This is a genomic window from Mangrovihabitans endophyticus (assembly GCF_014646155.1).
GTDB lineage: Bacteria > Actinomycetota > Actinomycetes > Mycobacteriales > Micromonosporaceae > Actinoplanes > Actinoplanes endophyticus.
The window spans coordinates 17545-35900 of the sequence record NZ_BMMX01000003.1; the positions used below are offsets into that span (position 1 = coordinate 17545).

General features: G+C 72.5%; 13 protein-coding genes. 9 read left to right on the forward strand and 4 right to left on the reverse strand.

Annotated features, from left to right (window positions below; translation table 11 throughout):
• Positions 1-294: 294 nt before the first annotated feature.
• Positions 295-933, reverse strand: coding sequence for an alpha/beta hydrolase (locus IEY73_RS06355; protein WP_189078140.1), 639 nt, complete (start codon positions 931-933; stop codon positions 295-297).
• Positions 934-1054: 121 nt separating this feature from the next.
• Here IEY73_RS06355 and IEY73_RS06360 point away from each other — a divergent pair, with 121 nt between their 5' ends.
• The 5 genes from IEY73_RS06360 to IEY73_RS06380 are packed head-to-tail and all read left to right on the forward strand — an operon-like array spanning position 1055 to position 6313.
• Complete coding sequence (locus IEY73_RS06360) at positions 1055-2314, forward strand: NAD(P)/FAD-dependent oxidoreductase (protein WP_306661471.1); 1260 nt, start codon at positions 1055-1057, stop codon at positions 2312-2314.
• A complete protein-coding gene (locus IEY73_RS06365; RefSeq protein WP_229715618.1) occupies positions 2311-3003 on the forward strand; it encodes a DUF1365 domain-containing protein in 693 nt (230 codons plus the stop codon). Before IEY73_RS06360 ends, IEY73_RS06365 begins: the two co-directional genes overlap by 4 nt.
• Positions 3000-4238 carry an SAM-dependent methyltransferase gene (locus tag IEY73_RS06370; protein WP_229715619.1) on the forward strand — a complete coding sequence of 413 codons (1239 nt, stop codon included), beginning with the start codon at positions 3000-3002 and terminating at the stop codon, positions 4236-4238. Before IEY73_RS06365 ends, IEY73_RS06370 begins: the two co-directional genes overlap by 4 nt.
• Positions 4235-5515 carry a class I SAM-dependent methyltransferase gene (locus IEY73_RS06375; protein ID WP_189078143.1) on the forward strand — a complete coding sequence of 427 codons (1281 nt, stop codon included), beginning with the start codon at positions 4235-4237 and terminating at the stop codon, positions 5513-5515. Before IEY73_RS06370 ends, IEY73_RS06375 begins: the two co-directional genes overlap by 4 nt.
• A 27-nt stretch (positions 5516-5542) precedes the next feature.
• On the forward strand, positions 5543-6313 hold the full coding sequence (locus IEY73_RS06380) for a DUF1295 domain-containing protein (protein WP_189078144.1): 771 nt from the start codon (positions 5543-5545) through the stop codon (positions 6311-6313).
• Positions 6314-6320: 7 nt separating this feature from the next.
• On the opposite strand, the gene IEY73_RS06385 is transcribed toward IEY73_RS06380, so the two are convergent.
• A complete protein-coding gene (locus IEY73_RS06385; protein WP_189078145.1) occupies positions 6321-9086 on the reverse strand; it encodes a putative bifunctional diguanylate cyclase/phosphodiesterase in 2766 nt (921 codons plus the stop codon).
• Between the two features lie 184 nt (positions 9087-9270).
• Here IEY73_RS06385 and IEY73_RS06390 point away from each other — a divergent pair, with 184 nt between their 5' ends.
• Positions 9271-12513: a GH92 family glycosyl hydrolase gene (locus tag IEY73_RS06390; RefSeq protein WP_229715620.1), complete on the forward strand. Its 3243-nt coding sequence runs from the start codon at positions 9271-9273 to the stop codon at positions 12511-12513.
• A 109-nt stretch (positions 12514-12622) separates the two neighbouring features.
• Here the strand turns inward: IEY73_RS06390 and IEY73_RS06395 are convergent, their stop codons facing one another.
• Positions 12623-13264, reverse strand: a complete 642-nt coding sequence (locus IEY73_RS06395) for a dihydrofolate reductase family protein (RefSeq protein ID WP_189078146.1) — start codon at positions 13262-13264, stop codon at positions 12623-12625.
• Positions 13265-13347: 83 nt separating this feature from the next.
• On the opposite strand from IEY73_RS06395, the gene IEY73_RS06400 reads away from it, so the two are divergent.
• Positions 13348-13851: a winged helix-turn-helix transcriptional regulator gene (locus tag IEY73_RS06400; RefSeq protein WP_189078147.1), complete on the forward strand. Its 504-nt coding sequence runs from the start codon at positions 13348-13350 to the stop codon at positions 13849-13851.
• Positions 13852-13926: 75 nt separating this feature from the next.
• On the opposite strand, the gene IEY73_RS06405 is transcribed toward IEY73_RS06400, so the two are convergent.
• Entirely contained in the window at positions 13927-16146 is a 2220-nt protein-coding gene (locus IEY73_RS06405) for an MMPL family transporter (protein WP_189078148.1), read from the reverse strand.
• A 173-nt stretch (positions 16147-16319) separates the two neighbouring features.
• Between IEY73_RS06405 and IEY73_RS06410 the strand changes: the two genes are divergently transcribed.
• Together IEY73_RS06410 and IEY73_RS06415 are read left to right on the forward strand one after the other, a co-directional pair.
• Positions 16320-17657 carry a sensor histidine kinase gene (locus IEY73_RS06410; protein WP_229715649.1) on the forward strand — a complete coding sequence of 446 codons (1338 nt, stop codon included), beginning with the start codon at positions 16320-16322 and terminating at the stop codon, positions 17655-17657.
• Positions 17654-18337 (forward strand): response regulator, encoded by a 684-nt coding sequence (locus IEY73_RS06415; RefSeq protein WP_189078150.1) that lies wholly within the window; start codon positions 17654-17656, stop codon positions 18335-18337. Before IEY73_RS06410 ends, IEY73_RS06415 begins: the two co-directional genes overlap by 4 nt.
• Positions 18338-18356 lie beyond the last annotated feature (19 nt).

Here is an 18356-nt window from a genome sequence, read left to right on the forward strand (position 1 = left end):
GGGCTGCGGGGATGTGACAGAGCGGTTACGTACGGGGGATCGACGCGGGAAAGCGCTCTTTGTGATGGCCACTGTGAACCGCCTGTTAACGGCTGTCAATCCCAGGTAGAGGCTCGGGAAGCGCTTTCTGAAAAGAGTTACCGGCATGTGTCTCCGGGTCGGCGAGGAATCGCCGCAGGTGGGGGCACGGATGCCTGGACGGGGGCGCGCGGGAAATTTCAAGTTCCGGAACTGCGCCCTGAATATCGGTAATGTAACTACCGTACGAAATAAGCGTTTTGTGGATTGCGACGATCAGTCGCGAGGAGACACCTGATGCGCGAGCACCGAGTCCACGAAACGGGTTACCAGGCGCGTCCAGAACAACGGACGCCGCAGCAACGCGTGGGTCTCACCGCGCACGCCGACGTATGACGCGCCGGTGCGCGCCGCGTACGCCTCCGACGCGCGAGGATCGGTCACCCGGTCGCCGTCACCATGCGCGATCACCACGGCAGCGGCCGTTTCCGGGCGCGGCTCACCGACCTCCACCCACGGCGCCAGCGCGCAGACCCCCACCACGTCCGGTTCGCCCGCCAGACGCAACGCCACCCGGCCGCCCATCGAGTGCCCGACCAGAACGATGCGGGCACCCGGGTGCCGGCGCCGCGCCTCGGCAAGAGCCCATCGGGCATCCACCACCGGGTCGCGGCGCGGTTCGTTCCACCCGCGCACCCGGTTGCGCAGTAGCCAAACGGCCGTCGCGCGGCCACGGGTCGACCGGGTCAGCGCCCAGGCGAACGGGACCATCCGCAGGTAGGCCGCGCCGCGCGGGGCCGGCTGCGAGCCGTGGGCCCGACCGCCGTGCAGGAGCAGGACGACCGTACGCGCATCCGTGCGGGCGCCCCGCACGGACAGCCGCGGGCGCGGAGGGGACTGGTTCGGCGCTGACATACCGGAAATTCGGCGCCGTCGCCGCATCGGACTGTCGCGCATCACCCTCCCATCCGCGCCATGGCGGGCGCCGAATCGTCTCCTGAGATCAACACTTACTTCGTCCGCCTGGGGGATGCACATGAGATCCGTGGCCGTCATCGGCGCCGGCGTGTCCGGGCTGACCGCCGCCTATGTGCTGCGCGACACCTGCGCGGTGACCCTGTACGAGGCCGACGACCGCCTCGGTGGGCACGCGCACACCCACGATGTGGCCGACGGGCCCGCCTCGGTCGCGGTCGACTCCGGGTTCATCGTGCACAACGACCGGACCTATCCGTTGCTGCGCCGGCTCTTCGCCGAACTGGGCGTGCCCACCCAGGCGACCGAGATGAGCATGTCGGTGCGCTGCGACGGCTGCGGTCTGGAGTACGCCGGCGCCAAGGGGCCGCGCGGTCTGTTCGCCGGGCCGCCCACGCCGCGCTACCTCGCCACCCTCGCGCAGGTGCCGCTGTTCCACCGCCGGGCCCGCCGGCTGCTGGACGGCGACGGCACCGGCTACCGCGGCGGGGCGCAGGTGACGCTCGGCGCCTTCCTCGCCGCCGGCGGCTACACCCGGCACTTCGTCCGGCACTTCGTCATCCCGCTGGTCAGCGCGGTCTGGTCGTGCGGGCCGGAGGTGGTCGCCGACTACCCGGCGCGATACCTGTTCCGGTTCCTCGCCCACCACGGGATGCTCAGCGTCACCGGCTCGCCCACGTGGCGCACCGTGACCGGCGGCTCGCGCACCTACGTCGAGCTGCTCGCCAAGCAGCTCGCCACGGTCCGCCCGGCCACGCCGGTGCGCTCGCTCACCCGGACGTCGCGCGGTGTGTCGGTGCGTGACGACGCCGACGGCGTCCGCGACTTCGACGCGGTCGTCGTCGCCACCCACGCCGACCAGGCGCTGCGCCTGCTCACCGACCCCACCGAGCGGGAGCGCCGGGTGCTCGGGGCGTTCGGCTATTCGCGCAACGACACCGTGCTGCACACCGATGACGCGGTCCTGCCGACGCGCGCCGGGGCGCATGCGAGCTGGAACTACCGGCTCCCCGGGTGCGCGCCCAGCTCCGGGCCGCCTTTGGTCAGCTACGACATGAACCGGTTGCAGCGGCTGCAGGCTCGCGGCCGGTACCTGGTCACCTTGAACGCCGGCGACCGTGTCCCGGCCGATCGGGTGATCGCCCGGATGCGCTACGACCACCCCGTCTACACCCCGGAATCGGTGGCCGCCCAGGACGACCTGCCGGGACTCAACGACGGGCGCACCGCGTTCGCCGGCGCGTACCACGGCTGGGGGTTCCACGAGGACGGCTGCCGCTCCGGCGTGGCCGCCGCCCGCTCGCTGGGGGTGGCATGGTGACCCCGCAGATCTTCGACTGCGAGGTGCGGCATGTGCGCACCGCGCCGCTGCGGCACGCCTTCGCCTATCGCACCTATCAGTGGCTCGTCGACCTGGACCATCTGCCGCGGCGCCGGTGGCTGGCCTCCTTCCAGGCCCGCGATCATCTCGGCGACCCGCGCCGGTCGATCCGGGCGAACGTGGAGGCGTACCTGGCCGGGCACGGCATCGATCTGGATGGCGGCCCGATCCGCATGCTCACCAACGCCCGCGTGCTCGGCCACGTGTTCAACCCGCTGAGCGTCTTCTGGTGCCACCACGCCGACGGCCGCCTGGCCGCGGTCGTCGCCGAGGTGCACAACACGTACGGCGGCCGGCACTGTTACCTGCTGCGGCCGGGCCAGGAGCGCACCGACAAGACGTTCTATGTCTCGCCCTTCTTCGCGGTCGACGGGTCGTACCGGCTCAGCCTGCCCGAACCCGGACCCGGACGGCCGCTGGCGCTCACCGTCGCGCTGGACCAGAACGGTCACCGTCCGTTCGTGGCCACGCTGCGCGGCGCGGGACGGCCGGCCACCACCCACAGCCTGCTGGCCGCCGCGGTGCGTCACCCGCTGGTGACGCTCGCGGTGTCCGCTCGCATCAAGATCCAGGGCATTCGCCTGTACGCCCGCGGGCTGCCCGTCCATCCTCGGGAGGTCCACTCGTGACTGACGTGCTCGTGCCCGCCGCCGGAATCGACCCGCAGCGCTGGCCCGGCGTCGCGGCCACCCCCGTCTACGGCATGCGTGGCCGGATCGCCGCGGCGCTGTTCCGGCGCGCCGCCGCATCGTTGCCGCTGCGCGTGGCGTACCCGGACGGCACGGTGACCGGGGAACGCGGGCCGGTGATGCGGCTGCACCGGCCGGAGGCGTTCGCCGCCCGGCTGGGCGACGCCGGACTGATCGGCTTCGGCGAGGCCTACCAGGCCGGCGACTGGGACTGCGACGACCTGGTGGCCCTGCTGACCGTGTTCGCGGGCCGGATGGCCACCCTGATCCCGCCCCGCCTGCAATGGCTGCGCCGCTTTCACGGCCTGCGCGCGCCGCGCTCCGAACGGAACACCCCGCACGGATCGCGGCGCAACATCCAGCGCCACTACGACCTGTCCAACGACCTGTTCGCGCTGTTCCTGGACGACTCGATGACGTACTCCAGCGCACTGTTCGACGATCCCGCCGAAGACCTGACCGTCGCGCAGCATCGCAAGATCGACCGGCTGCTGGACGGCGCCCGGGTGCGTGCCGGCAGCCGGGTCCTGGAGATCGGCACCGGCTGGGGAGAGCTCGCGATCCGCGCCGCCCGCCGCGGCGCCGACGTGGTCAGCGTGACCCTGTCGACCGAGCAGCGCGACCTCGCCCGGCGCCGCGCCGAGCAGGCCGGGGTGGCCGACCGGATCGAGGTGCGGCTGTGCGACTACCGGGAGATCGAACCGGTGACGCTCGGATTCGACGCCATCGTCAGCGTGGAGATGATCGAGGCGGTCGGCGAGGCGTACTGGCCCGTCTACGCCGACGTGCTGCACCGCCACCTGGCACCGGACGGCCGCGTCGCGTTGCAGATGATCACCATGGCGCACGACCGCATGCTTGCCACCCGCGACAGCTACACGTGGATTCACAAGTACGTGTTCCCCGGCGGGCTGATCCCGTCGGTGCCCGCCGTGCAGGCGGTCGCCGCGCGGGCCGGTCTGACGGTGACCGGCCGGCACGATTTCGGCGCGGACTACGCGCGGACCCTGCACCGGTGGCGTGCCGCCTTCCAGGAACGCCGCGACCAGGTCACCGCGCTCGGCTTCGATGCCACCTTCCTGCGCACCTGGAATTTCTACCTGGCGTACTGCGAGGCCGGCTTTGCCGCCGGCTACCTCGACGTGTGCCAGCTCACGATGGGACGTACCCGATGACTCTCCTGACCCGACGCCCGACCGTCGCCGACCGACTGGCCGGCCTCGCCGCCGGGGTGGCCGGCGGTTCGCTACCGGTGCGCCTGCGGGCCTGGGACGGCAGCGAAGCCGGCCCGTCCGACGGTCCCACCCTGGTGATCCGCGACCGTGCGGCGTTGCGGCGGCTGCTGTGGCACCCCGGCGAGCTGGGCCTCGCCCAGGCCTACATCGCCGGGGAGATCGACGTGGAGGGTGACCTCGCCGACGGGCTGCGCCGAGTGTGGCGGCAGGCGCGCGAGCGTGGCCTGACCGGTGCCCGGGTGTCGTGGCCGGACCGGATGCGGGCGGTGCGCACCGCCACCGGGCTGGGCGTGCTGGGCCCCCGCCCGGCAGCGCCCTCGGCCCAGGCCAGGCTGGACGGGCAGGTGCACACCAGGGAACGGGACCGGGCCGCGATCAGCTACCACTACGACCTGTCCAATGAGTTCTACCAGCTCATCCTGGACCCGGCGATGGCCTACTCGTGCGGCTACTGGACCGGTACCGGGCCGGAGTACGGGCTGGCCGAGGCGCAACGCGACAAGCTCGATCTGATCTGCCGCAAGCTAGGCCTGGCCCCGGGGATGCGGCTGCTCGACGTCGGCTGCGGCTGGGGCTCGCTGTCGCTGCACGCCGCCCGGCATTACGGGGTGACCGTCACCGGCGTGACGCTGTCCGCGCGGCAGCGCGCCTTCGCGGTCGCCCGCGCCGAGCGCGAAGGGTTGTCCGGCGCCGTCGACATCCGGCTGCAGGACTACCGCGACATCGCCGACGGCCCGTACGACGCGGTCGCCTCGGTGGAGATGGGCGAACACGTCGGCGCGGATCAGTACCCGACCTTCGCCGCGCGGCTGCACGACCTGCTCGCGCCGTGCGGCCGGTTGCTGATCCAGCAGATGTCGCGCGGCACCGATCAGCCCGGCGGCGGGGCGTTCATCGAGTCCTACGTCGCGCCGGACATGCACATGCGGCCGGTCGGCGAGACCGTGTCCCTGCTCGCCGCCGCCGGTCTGGAGATCCGCGACGTGCACGCGATGCGCGAGCACTACGTGCGTACCGTCGACGTCTGGGCCCGCACCCTGGAGGAGCGCTGGTCGTCGGTGGTGGAGCTGGTCGGCGAACCGGTCGCCCGGGTCTGGCGGCTCTACCTCGCCGGCGGCGCCCTCACCTTCGCCGAGGGCCGGATGGGCGTGGACCAGATCCTCGCCGTGCGCCGCACCGGTGACGGTGTCAGCGGCATGCCCCCGGTGCGGGTCTGACGGGTCCGGGTCTGAGGAGGGAGTCCGATGACGGTCCTGCTGATCGGCACCGCCGTGGCCGCGCTCGCGGTGATGCTCGCCGCCTTCGCGGTGGGCCGCGCCCGCGGCCGGCACGACGGTGTCGACGTGGCCTGGGGCGCCGGCTTCGCCGTGGTCGCCGCCGTCGGCGCGGTGCTGACCGCCGGGCACGGCGACCCCGGCATGCGCGTGCTGGCCACCGCGCTGACCGTGGTGTGGGGGCTGCGGCTGTCCGTGCACATCCTGCTGCGTCAGCGCGGGCACCCGGAGGACCGCCGATACGTCGACCTGCTGGCCGGCGCGCCCGGCAACCGGGACCGGTACGCGCTGCGCAAGGTGTACCTGACCCAGGCGGCGGTGCTGTGGTTCGTCTCGCTGCCGGTGCAGGCCGCCCAGTATGCGTCCGACCTGTCGCCGTGGGCTCTGGCCGGGGTCGCCGTCTGGCTGGTGGGCATGGTGTTCGAGACGGTCGGGGATGCCCAGTTGGCCCGGTTCCGCGCACGGGGCGGCGGCGGTGTGCTGCGCACCGGGCTGTGGCGGTACACCCGGCACCCGAACTACTTCGGCGACGCCTGCGTCTGGTGGGGGCTGTTCGCGCTGGCCGCGCTCGACCCGGCCGGGTGGCTCACGCTGCTCTCCCCGGTGCTGATGACCTATCTGCTCGCCCGGGGCACCGGGAAGCCGTTGATGGAGAAGCACATGGGGCAGCGGCCCGGCTACGCCGACTACGTGGCCCGGACCAGCGGGTTCGTGCCGTTGCCGCCGAAGCGCTCGCGCTGAGCGCCGGTCATCCGGTTACCGCTGGGCTGGCCGCGGCGGACTCCAGCAACAGCCGCCCGGCCTGCGCCGCGGGCAGCGGCCGGGAGAAATAGAAGCCCTGCGCCTGGTTGCATCCCATGACCCGCAGGGCGGCCAGTTGCCCGTATTCCTCGACGCCTTCGGCGACGGTGGACAGGCCCAGGCTCTGTCCGAGCTGGACGATGGTGTGCGCCAGCGCGGAGTCGTCGCCGGGCGTGCCGAGCCGCTCCACGAACGCACGGTCGATCTTGATGATGTCCACCGGGAACCGCCGCAGGTAGGCCAGCGACGAATAGCCGGTGCCGAAGTCGTCGATCGCCAGCCGCAGGCCGAGCGCCTTCAGCCGGACCAGCGCGGCCAGATTCTCCGCGCTGTCGCTCATCAGCACGCTCTCGGTCATCTCCAGGCACAGCCGGCTGGCCGGCATGCCCGTCTCGGCGAGCACCTCGCCCACCATGCCGGGCAGGTCGCCGCGGTCGAACTGGCGCACCGAGACGTTCACCGCCATGGTGAACGGCTGCTCGGCGCCCTGTGCGCGCCAGGCCATCGCCTGCCGGCACGCCTCGGTCAGCGCCCACCGGCCCAGCGGCACGATCAGGCCGCTCGCCTCGGCGATCGGGATGAAGTCCTGCGGCGGCACCACGCCGCGGGTGGGATGCCGCCACCGGATCAGCGCCTCGAACCCGGTCACCGCCGAGTCGGGCAGCGACACCGTGGGCTGGTAGTGCATCTCGAACTCGCCGCGTTCCAGCGCCAGCCGCAGGTCCGCCTCCAACTCCAGGCGGTTCACCAGGCCGGCCAGCATCTGCGGGTGGAAGTCCGTGTAACGGCCGCCGCCCGCCGCCTTGGCCCGGTACATGGCCAGGTCGGCGTTGCGCATCAACTGCTCGGCGCCCTCGGCGTCGGCGCCGGAGTCCGCGTCGGACAACCACATCGCGGCGGCGATGCCGATGCTGGCCGGTACGTGCACGTCCCGGCCGCCCAGCGGGAACGGCCGTTCCAGCGCCGTGACGATGCGCCGCGCCACGGCCTGCGGATCGACGCTGCGCAACGGCGCCGGGACCAGCACCGCGAACTCGTCCCCGCCGAACCGGGCCACCAGGTCGCCGGCCCGGACCGCCGCGCGCAGCCGGTCCGCGACCTGCACCAGCAACTGGTCGCCGGCCAGGTGACCGAGGCTGTCGTTGACCTCCTTGAAGCCGTCCAGGTCCAGGAACAACACCGTGACGTCGTCGTCCGGCCCGAGACCGTGCAGCGCCTCGGCCGTACGCTCGACGAAGCGGGCCCGGTTCGCGAGCTGCGTCAGCCCGTCGTGGTACGCCTCGTGCACCAGCCGTTCCTGCAGGGTCTTGCGCTCGCTGACGTCTCGCGTGTTGAGCACCAGACCGCCGACGTTCGGGTCGGACAACTGGTTGGTGATCGTCACCTCTGCCTGCCGCCACGAGCCGTCGCCGTGCCGCACCAGCGCCTCCACCACCGTGCTCGCATGCGGCGTGGCGGCGAGCTCGACCATCGCCCCGGAGAGCCGGTGTGCGCTGTCGGCATCCAGGAAGCCGTTCATGTGCTGCCCGACCACGTCCGGCGCGTGATATCCGAACACCCGCTTGATCGACTCGCTCTGATAGAGCACGTAGCCGTCCCGCCCGACCACCGTCACCACGTCGGTGCTCTGCTGCACCAGGGCGTGAAACCGGCGCTCGCTGGCGGACAGTTCGGCCGTGCGGTCGGCGACGCGGGCCTCCAGCCCTCGGGTGAGATCGCGGTTCTCCAGCAGGGTGAGCAGTTGGCGGCCGACGATCAGCAGGATCAGCACCGACCGGCTGGCGGTGACGAACGTGCTCGACTGCTCGTTGCGGGCCAGCCACACCATGCTGGTGCCGAGGGCGCCGACCACCGCCACGTACGGCAACAACACACCGATCGGCCGGCTCTCCGGTGCGCGCGTGCCGGACTGCCGTTCCGCCGTGCCGGTCGTGCGCGGCGACCGGGCCGCCAGCAGGATCAGTGCGAAGCCGGCGAACCAGCCGACGTCCGTCCCGCCGCCGGATTCGTATGCGCCGGTCAGCGTGAGGTACGCGTATCCCATGTCGGACAGCGCGAAGGCGATCGCGCCGGTCGCGACAAGCACCAGCGGGACGCGGGCGTGACCGTGCCGGCGATGCCGGGCCAGCATGTAGGCGACAAGGGTCAGGATCACCACGTCGCCGAGCGGGTAGGCCAGGCTGATGGCCAGGGCCAGCGAGGTGTCCGCACCCGCCTCGATCAGCGGGCCGAACACGAAGATCCACGCCACCAGCATCAGCGAGACCGCGATCATCAGGCCGTCCAGCAGGCTGCGCACCAGCACCGCCGGGCGCTGCCGGGTGCCGGAGACGATCAGTAGCCCGGTCGGCGTCAGCAGGACCATGCCGAGGTAGCCCACGTCCGCCACCGACGGGAACGGCACCTGCACGCCGCGCACCGACTCCAGGTACCACCAGCAGACGCCGCCCAGCCCCCAGGCCAGCACGCCCAGCCCGAGGAAGGTCCAGCCCAGGCCGATGCGGCCACGGATCGTGCGGGCGCGCCCGAGGCAGGCGACGGCCGCCGCCAGGGGAGCCAGTGCCAGGCCGACGTTGGACACGGTCTGCGTCACCCGGGGCCCGCCCAGGCCGAGGCTCAGGACGACCGCGAACGAGCCGGTGACCGCCGCGACGGCCAGACACCACAGCACCCACGCGCGCGGGCGGCGCGGCACTCGGCGCGATCGGGCCATCACGGTCATCCCTCGTCCGGTCGGCCGCCTCGGGTAGGGCAGCGTACGGATGTGATCGGTCGGCGGGCGGCCCGGTTGAGGATTCCCCCGGGAGCGGACGGCCGCGCGACGCATTGACTTGTGTCACTGGCATGTGACAACGTTGTCACCGATTGATGACGCCGCCGTCCGGAGGTCCCCGCCGATGCTCACCCGGCTCCTGGTGCTGTCCCTGATGACGCTTCCCGTCCCGGTCGCCGCGCTGAGCACGCAGGGCACGCCGGCGCTGGGCGCTCCCGCCCCGGACGCCGGCCCCGTCGTCGCCGGTGCCGAGGCCGTGGACCTGGTGCACCCGTTCGTCGGCACGCAGAACTTCGGCAACACCTTCCCCGGTGCCGCCGCCCCGTTCGGCATGGTCCAGGTCAGCCCGGACACCGGAGGCCAGGGCGGCTACGACTACGAGCAGCAGACGATGTACGGGTTCAGCCAGACGCACCTGTCCGGCGTCGGATGCGGGGTGGCCGGCGAACTGCCGATCATGCCGACCACCGGAGCCGTCGACAGCACCGACCCGAACACGTACCGCTCCGCCTACAGTCACGACGACGAGCAGGCCGAGCCCGGCTACTACCGCGTCGGGCTGCGCACGTACGGGATCCGGGCCGAACTGACCGCGACCGCGCGCACCGGATGGCAGCGCTACACCTTCCCGGACACCGGCGCGGCCAACGTGCTGTTCAACACCGGCAAGGCCAACCAGTCCGTGTTCGACTCCGAGATCCACGTGGTCGGCGACCGCACCGTGGAGGGCCGGGTGCACGCGGGCAACTTCTGCGCCGGGCACGACGACCACACCGTGTACTTCACCGCCTCCTTCGATCGGCCGTTCGCCGGGCACGGCATCTGGCGCGGCGCCACCATCAGCCCCGGCGGGCGGGACGCCTCCGGATCCGGCGGCAACGGCGCGTACGTCACCTTCGACGCCTCCACCGACCGTGACGTGGTGGTGAAGGTCGGCCTGTCCTACACCGGGATCGCCGGCGCCCGCGCCAACCTGGCCGCGGAGACCGGCGACGGCTTCGACTTCGACGGCGTCCGCGCCGCGCTGCACGACACCTGGGCGGACTACCTCGGCAAGATCGGCATCGGCGGCGGCACTCAGCAGCGGCGCAGCGTGTTCTACACCGCGCTCTACCACGCGCTGCTGCATCCCAACCTGGCCGGCGACGTGGACGGGAGATACGTCGGCTTCGACCGCGCCGTGCACGCCTCGCACGGATGGACGCCATATCAGAACTTCTCCCTGTGGGACACCTATCGCCCGCAGAACCAGCTCCTCGAAATGCTGGTGCCCGACGTGGCGCGGGACGTCGCGCTGTCCGTGGTCGCCATCGGGCGCGACGGCGGATGGCTGCCACGGTGGGCCCTCGCGGACAGCGAGACCAACATCATGACCGGCGACCCGGTCACCCCGTTCCTGGTCGAGGCGTGGTCCAAGGGCCTGCTCGCGGGGCACGAGGACGAGGCGTACGCGCTCCTGCGGGCCAATGCGCTCGCCTCGCCGCCGGCCGGCTCGCCGTACAACGGGCGCACCGGCCAGGACTACTACGCGCAGCGCGGATACATCCCGTCCGGCCTGGACCTGGGCACCGACTGCGTGCACAAGGGCGGCGACAACGACTGTCGGCATCCGGCCTCGGCGACGCTGGAATACGCCGCGGCGGACGCCGCGCTGGCGCTGATGGCCGACGGGCTCGGGCACACCGCCGACGCCCAGCTCTTCGCCGGGCGCGGTCAGTGGTACCGCAACCTGTGGGACTCCGGCATCAAGCAGTTCCGCCCGCGTACCACCGACGGCACGTGGCTCACCCCGTACGATCCGGTCGCCGCGGACGAGCAGTTCCACGAGGGCGGCGCGTACCAGTACCAGTGGCTGGTGCCGCAGGACCCGGCCGGGCTGGTCGACCTGATGGGCGGCCGGGGCAAGACCGAGCGGCGGCTGGACGACTTCTTCGCGTACGACAAGCTGCTCGCCGACCCGGCCGGGACCGCGCGCACCGATTGGATCGCCTCGCCGTACGACTACTACGCCAAGGCCACGTACAACCCGAACAACGAGCCGGACCTGCTCGCGCCGTACCTGTACCACTGGGCCGGCAACCCGGCCAAGACGGCCACCGTGGTGCGCGCCGCGATGACCTTGTTCACCACCGGGCCGGACGGCATGACCGGCAACGACGACCTGGGCACCATGAGCGCCTGGTACGTGTTCTCCTCGCTCGGGCTGTACCCGACCATGAGCGGCGCCAACTTCTTCGCGTTGTCCAGCCCGCAGTTCCCGTCCGCGGTGGTGGACCTCGGCGGTCGCGGTGACCTGCGCGTCGAGGCGCCCGGCGTGTCCGACGACGAGCGCTACATCCAGCGGGTCAAGCTGGACGGCGGGAACCTGACCCATAGCTGGGTGGCGTGGCGGGACATCGAGCACGGCGCCACCATCACGCAGGCCGTCGGCGGGCAGCCGTCCGGCTGGGCCCGCGGCGTGCCGGCCCAGCCGCCGTCGGTCAACCACGCGCCGCCGGACGGGCGCACCCACGTCGACGCCACCGTCCGCCCGGCCTCCGCCGCGCTGCCCACCGGCGGCGGGAAGGTGCGCTTCGACGTGGACATCGTGGCGCAGGCCCCGGGCGGGATCACGCTGACCACCACCGCGAGCGTGCCGTCCGGATGGCGGGCGTCCGCGTCCCTGCCGAAGAGCGTGGTCTCCCAGCACCTGCCGGTGTCCGCCGCCACCCGGGTCACGGTCACCGCTCCGTCCGGCGTCGCCGCGGGCACGTACCCGGTGCGGATCGCCGTCGGCGGGGTCACCCGCACGGTCACCGTGGTGGTGCGGGCGCCGCTGTCGTGCATCGGTGACTGCGCCGTCGACCTGGCGCCGGAACGCGACGTGGACGGCACCGCCACCGTCGCCGCGCCGGACTCGGGGGACTTCGACGGCGGCGGGTGGAGCTACGACGCCGACCTGATGCCCCCGGTCGGCCCGGTCACCTGGGACGGCGTCACTTACGACGCGCCCGACCCGGAGGGCTCCGCGGTCAACTTCGTGCGGGCCGCCGGACAGTCGCTGTTGCTGCCGCCCGGCGACCACGCGTCCGCGGCGCTGGTGGTCACCACCCACAACGGGCCGGTCTCCGGGGTGGTCAGCCTCGGATACACCGACGGCACCTCGGCGCGGGTGCCGCTGACGGTGGCGGACTGGTGCGGATCGCCCGCTCCGGGAACGTCCACGGTGCTCGCCATGCCGCATCGGATCAAGGCGGGGAAGGGCGTGGACGGGCCGCCGGTCAGCCTGTTCGGCGTGCGGGTGCCGCTGGCTGCGGGCAAGCAGCTCCGCTCGCTCACCCTGCCGGATGATGCGCGCCTGCACCTGTACGCGCTGACCCTGCACTGAACCTTTCACCGTGGCGGGGCCGGCCGATGCCGCCGCTGGTCGACGGCGCGCAACCGACGGGCTCGATGCCAGGGTGACAAGGGTTCACTGACCGGGCCGCCGCGGGTGGCTATCGGCGGGTGAAACTCAGGTGGGTCACGCCGCTGGGTGACGTCACCGGCTCGATCGCGAAGCGCTGCTCCAGCCCCTCCAGCCCGTCCCAGAGCCGCACGCCGCGGCCCAGGAACAGCGGTGCCACCGCGATGTGCATCCGGTCGACCAGGTCGGCAGCCAGGAACTGGCGGACCGTCGTGGGTCCGCCGCCGATCCGGACGTCCCGGCCGTCGGCCGCCTCGGTCGCCATCGCCAGCGCCCGCGCCGGACTCGCGTCGACGAAGTGGAACGTCGTGCCGCCCTTCATCTCGATCGACGGCCGCGGGTGGTGCGTCAGCACGAACACCGGCGTGTGGAACGGCGGGTTGTCGCCCCACCAGCCCTGCCACTGCTCGTCCGTCCACGGGCCGCGCTGCGGGCCGAACTTGTGCCGCCCCATGATCTCGGCGCCGACGTCGGCGTTCCAGTCGCACGCGAAGCGCTCGTCCACGCCCGTGCCGCCGCCCTCGCCGTGCATCTCGCGAAAGGTGCGCGTGCCGAAGAACCATTCCATCAGGCGGCCTCCGGCGTGCCCGAAGGGCGATTCCAGGCTCTGGCCCTCGCCGGTGGCATAGCCGTCCAGCGAGACCGTGAAATTGTGCACGCGGACCTCGGACATCGGGACTCCCCTCAGTGGTTTTAAACTGCAACTACCCTAGAGTGGGAGGGGCGCCGAGGCAACGCCGAACGAAGGGGGTGGCCGTGCGCGACCGTCCCCGCTCCGGTTGCGCGATCAACGCCGCGCTGGAGGCACTCGGCGATCCGTGGAGCCTGTTGGTGTTGCGCGACATCATCTTCGGCGGGCGACGGCACTTCCGCGAACTGCTCACCCGATCCGACGAGGGCATCGCCTCCAACATCCTGAGCAGCCGGCTCAAGGAACTCGCCGCCGCCGGACTGGTGACGCGCGGGCCGGGAACGCGCGGCCAGCGCGCGACCTACAGCCTGACCGAGGCGGGGATCCAAACCCTGCCGGTGATGGCGGCCCTGGGCACCTGGGGGCTGGCGCATCGCGGCGGCACGCGGGAGTTGCGCGTCCGTGCCGAGCTGCTGCGCGACGGCGGCCCGGCGCTGTGGGCAGACCTGATGGACGAACTGCGCGAGCAGCATCTCGGCGTGCCACGGCCGCACCCCGACCGGCCCCGGGCGTTCGAACTGCTCCAGCAGGCATATCTGGAGGCGTGCCGGGATGAGCCGGCGGGCTGACCGGATCCGGGCGAGGCGGGACGGCCGGGCACTGCGGCCCGGCCGTCCCGCCGGATCGTGGACGTCGCCGGTGGGTTATCTGCCCGCGCCCACCAACTCCGGCTCGGTCGTGGGCGCCACCGGCTCCGGCGTCAGCCGGTCGCCCTCCACGTCCACGTGCGGGAGGATGCGGTTCAGCCAGGCCGGCAGCGCCCACGCCCGGCGGCCCACCAGCGTCATGATCGCCGGCACGATGGTCATCCGTACCACGAACGCATCGAACAAGATCGCCACCGCCAGCGCGAACCCTATCGATTTGATCATCGACTCGGGGGACAGCACGAAGCCCGCGAACACGCTGATCATGATGATCGCCGCCGCGGTCACCACCCGAGCGCCGTGCCCGAATCCGTTCACCACAGCCTGGGTGGGCGCCGCGCCGTGCACGTGTTCCTCGCGCATCCGGCTGACCAGGAACACCTCGTAGTCCATCGCCAGGCCGAACACGATGCCGATGAGAATGACCGGCATCAGGCTCACCACCGGCCCGGTCTGGTCCACCCCGACCAGATCCGCCAGCCAGCCCCACTGGAAGACCGCGACCACCGCGCCGAACGTCGCCGCCACGCTCAGCAGGAACCCGCCGATCGCCTTCAACGGCACCAGAATCGACCGGAACAGCACGGTGAGCAGCAGCAACGCCAGCACCACGATCACCGCCAGGTACGGTACGAGCGCCGCGCCCAGCTTTGCCGAGATGTCGATGTTCACCGCGGTGGTTCCGGTGACCGCCAGGTCCGCCCCGGTGCGTGCCTGCACGGCGGCGCTCCGATCGCGGATGGCATGCACCAGGTCGGTGGTCTCCGGGCTGTCCGGCGCGCTCGCCGGGATCACCTGCAGGACGGCGGTGTCCCCGGCCGGATTCATCGACGGCGGGCTGACCGCCAGCACGCCGGGCAGGTCCCGCACGGTCTGGGCGGCCGTCGTGGCGGCTGCCGCCGGGTCCGCGCTGTGCGCGGCGTCCACCACCACCATCAGCGGCCCGTTGAAGCCCGGCCCGAAGCCGTCGGTGATCAGGTCGTAGGCCTTGCGTTGCGTGGTGTCCGGCGCAGCCATGTTGTCGCCCGGCAGGCCCAGCCGCAGATCCAGCGCCGGAAGCGCGATCGTCAGCAGGCCCAGGGTCGCGGCGATCAGGGTCAGCACCGGACGCCGGGTCACCAGGGTGGCCCACCGGCGGCCCATCGTCGGCCGGTCGCCCGCCTCCGGATCACGGGATCCACGCCGATGCGCGGACCGGCCGCCGCGGTGCCGGCTGCCGGCCAGCCGTGATCCGGCGAAGCCCAGCAGTGCCGGCAACAGGGTCAGCGCGATGACCACCGCGGTCGCCACCGCACCCGCCGCCGCCAGGCCCATCTGGGTCAGCACCGGAATGTCCACCACCGCCAGCGCGGCCAGCGCGATCAGCACCGTCAGCCCGGCGAACGTGACCGCCGAGCCCGCCGTTCCCACCGCCCGTCCGGCCGCTTCCGCGCCGGTCCGGCCCTGCGCCACCTCGTGCCGGTAGCGGGAGACGATGAACAGCGCGTAGTCGATGGACACGGCGATGCCCAGCATCAGCGCCAGGGTCGGGGTGTTGCTGCTCAAGTCGACGAAGCCGGAGGCTATCCGGATGCCGGACATCGCCGCCGCCACGCCCAGCAGAGCGGTGATCAATGGCAGCCCGGCGGCCACCAGCGAGCCGAAGGTGATCGTCAGCACCACCGCCGCGACGGCGAAGCCGATCACCTCGCCCGCCCCCTGCTCCATCTGCGGCTGCAACGCGTCACCGCCGGCTTCGACCGTCAGCCCGCCGCCGCGGCCCGCGTCCATGGCCGCGCGCAGCGCGTCCCGGTCCTGCTCGGTCAGCGCCACCGCCTGCACGCGGTACGTCACCTGCGCGTACGCGACGGTGCCGGCCTGGTTGATCGAGCCGGTCAGCGGATCGGTCACGGTCGTCACCCCGTCCAGTCCGCGCAGCGCGGCGACGGTGCGTGCCACCTCGGCACGGTGCGCCGGGTCGGTGAGCTTCTGGCCGTCCGGCGCAGCGAACACCACCCGTGCCTGGGCGCCGCCCGCGCCGGCCTGGGGGAAGCGCTGGGCCAGCAGGTCCTGCGCCTGCTGCGCCTCGGTGCCGGGGATGGAGAACGTGTCGGCGGTCGGCCCGGACAGCGTCGCGGCGCCCACGCCGGCCGCGGCGATCAGCGCCAGCCATATCGCCACCACGAGTCTGCGGCGCCGGAAACTGAGTTTGCCGAGCCGGTAAAGGTAGGTAGCCATCAACCACTCCCGTGAGCTTCGTTCGCAGACTCGTTCACGGTCCTGGCTGCCGCGCCGGAAATCGTCGTCCCAGCGCAGGCGGTGCCTACCATGCCCGCGGTATTTCCCGGTACGCGCGGCTACTGCGCGGAGACGACGTGCGGGCGCGCCGCACCGCGTACCGTCGGCGGGTGATGGACGCCAGACACCTCGCCCGGCTCAAGGCATGGAAGAAGGCGGCCGAGAGGCCGCTGCTGCTCGACGTGGTGCTCGCGCTGGTGCTGGCCTACGCCGTGCTGAAGGACGCGGTCGCGGACGCCGCCACGATCGGCGACGTGCTCGTCGCGCTCGTCGCCTTCGTCGCCGTGCTGATGCGCCGGCTGCGCCCGTTCGTCGCGCTCGGCATCGCCACCGCCGCCACCGCCGGTGCGGTGCTGCAGCAGGTGAGCAATCCCGGCCTGATCGTGGCGCTGGGTGTCATCACCTATTCCATCGCCGCGCACGCCGGCCGGCGTCCCGGCTGGATCTGCGCCGTCACCGCGTCCTCGCTGGTCTATCTGACCGGGCTGATCGTCGCGGTGGACGACTGGTGGCGGATCGAGACGCTGGGCATCTTCGCGTGGATCTTCATGGCCGCCGCGGCCGGAGACGCCGCCCGCTCGCACCGGGCGTACATCGCGGCGATCGAGGAACGTGCGGTGCGCGCCGAGCGGACCCGCGAGGAGGAGGCCCGGCGGCGGGTGATGGACGAACGGCTGCGCATCGCGCGTGAGCTGCACGACGTGGTGGCCCACCACATCGCGGTGATCAGCGTGCAGGCCGGCGCGGCCACGCATGTCCTGGAGCGCCGGCCGGACCAGGTCGGACCGGTGCTGGGCCGGATCCGGGAGGCCTCCGACACCGTGTTGAAGGAGATCCAGTCGGTGGTCGGGGTGTTGCGCGATCGCGACCCGGGAGCCGATCCCGGTGTGGACGGCGCGGGAGAGCGCACCACGCCCGCGCCCGGCCTGTCCGGGCTGCCGGATCTGATCGCGCGGCTGGAGGCGGCCGGTTTCCGGGTGCAGCACCGGCGCCGCGGCGAGCCTCGGGACCTGCCCGCGGTCACCGACCTGGCGGCCTACCGGATCGCCCAGGAGGCCCTGACCAACGCCCATCGCTACGGCGACGGGGTGGCCGATCTGCTGGTCGAGTACGCGCCGGGCGGCGTGGTGCTGGACGTCACCAACGCGGTGCCGACGCCGGTGACCGGCGATGCCGGGTCCGGCTACGGGCTGCTCGGCATGCGCGAACGCGCCGCCTCCGCGGGAGGCACGGTGACCGCCGGGCCGGACGGCGCGGGGCGGTTCCGGGTGCACGCGGTGCTGCCGGTCGCCGCAGCGGTGGCGGAGACGGCCGCAACCGAGCCGACCGCGGCAGACCCGTCGGCGGCAGACCCGGCGGCGGCACGCCCGGCGCCCGCGTCGCGTCCGTCGTGGGTGCGGCCGTGCGCCTCACCCGCGCCGCCCGCCGTCGCGGAGGGGGGCGCCCCGTGAGCATCCGCGTGCTGCTCGCCGACGATCAGGTGCTGATCCGGGCGGGGTTCAAGATGATCATCGATTCGGAGCCCGGATTCGAGGTCGTCGCCGAGGCGCAGGACGGCAAGGAGGCCGTCGAACTCGCCCGCGCCGCGCGCGCCGACGTGGTGCTGATGGACATCCGGATGCCGCGCATGGACGGCCTGGAGGCCACCCGGCGCATCGCCGCCGACGACGACCTCGCCGGGGTGCGCGTGCTGGTGCTGACCACGTTCGAGAACGATGACAACGTGGTGCTCGCCCTGCAGGCCGGCGCCAGTGGTTTCCTGGGCAAGAGCGTGGAGCCGAAGGACCTGCTGCACGCGATCCGGGTGGTGGCCGGGGGTGAGGCGCTGCTGTCGCCGAAGGCCACCCGCGGCCTGGTCGGCCGGTTTCTGGGCAACCTGCCCACCGAACCCGCCGGGACACCGCCCGCCCTGGACGCGCTCACCGAGCGGGAGCGGCAGATCCTGGCGCTCGTCGCGCACGGGCTGTCCAACGACGACATCGCCGAACGGCTGTTCGTGTCCCCGCTGACCGTCAAGACCCACGTGAACCGGGCGATGACCAAGCTGAACGTGCGGGACCGGGCGCAACTGGTGGTCACCGCCTATCGCAGCGGCCTGGTCCGGCCGGGTGACTCGCTCCCGACGACGTGACGGCACCGGCGCCGTGGGT

What these genes read in the sequence shown, in the direction of transcription:
- IEY73_RS06355 (WP_189078140.1), bottom strand. Translation starts at nt 933, where the DNA reads ATGTCAGCGCCGAACCAGTCCCCTCCGCGCCCGCGGCTGTCCGTGCGG.
- IEY73_RS06360 (WP_306661471.1), top strand. Translation starts at nt 1,055, where the DNA reads ATGAGATCCGTGGCCGTCATCGGCGCCGGCGTGTCCGGGCTGACCGCC.
- IEY73_RS06375 (WP_189078143.1), top strand. Translation starts at nt 4,235, where the DNA reads ATGACTCTCCTGACCCGACGCCCGACCGTCGCCGACCGACTGGCCGGC.
- IEY73_RS06380 (WP_189078144.1), top strand. Translation starts at nt 5,543, where the DNA reads ATGACGGTCCTGCTGATCGGCACCGCCGTGGCCGCGCTCGCGGTGATG.
- IEY73_RS06385 (WP_189078145.1), bottom strand. Translation starts at nt 9,086, where the DNA reads ATGGCCCGATCGCGCCGAGTGCCGCGCCGCCCGCGCGCGTGGGTGCTG.
- IEY73_RS06390 (WP_229715620.1), top strand. Translation starts at nt 9,271, where the DNA reads ATGCTCACCCGGCTCCTGGTGCTGTCCCTGATGACGCTTCCCGTCCCG.
- IEY73_RS06395 (WP_189078146.1), bottom strand. Translation starts at nt 13,264, where the DNA reads ATGTCCGAGGTCCGCGTGCACAATTTCACGGTCTCGCTGGACGGCTAT.
- IEY73_RS06405 (WP_189078148.1), bottom strand. Translation starts at nt 16,146, where the DNA reads ATGGCTACCTACCTTTACCGGCTCGGCAAACTCAGTTTCCGGCGCCGC.
- IEY73_RS06410 (WP_229715649.1), top strand. Translation starts at nt 16,320, where the DNA reads ATGGACGCCAGACACCTCGCCCGGCTCAAGGCATGGAAGAAGGCGGCC.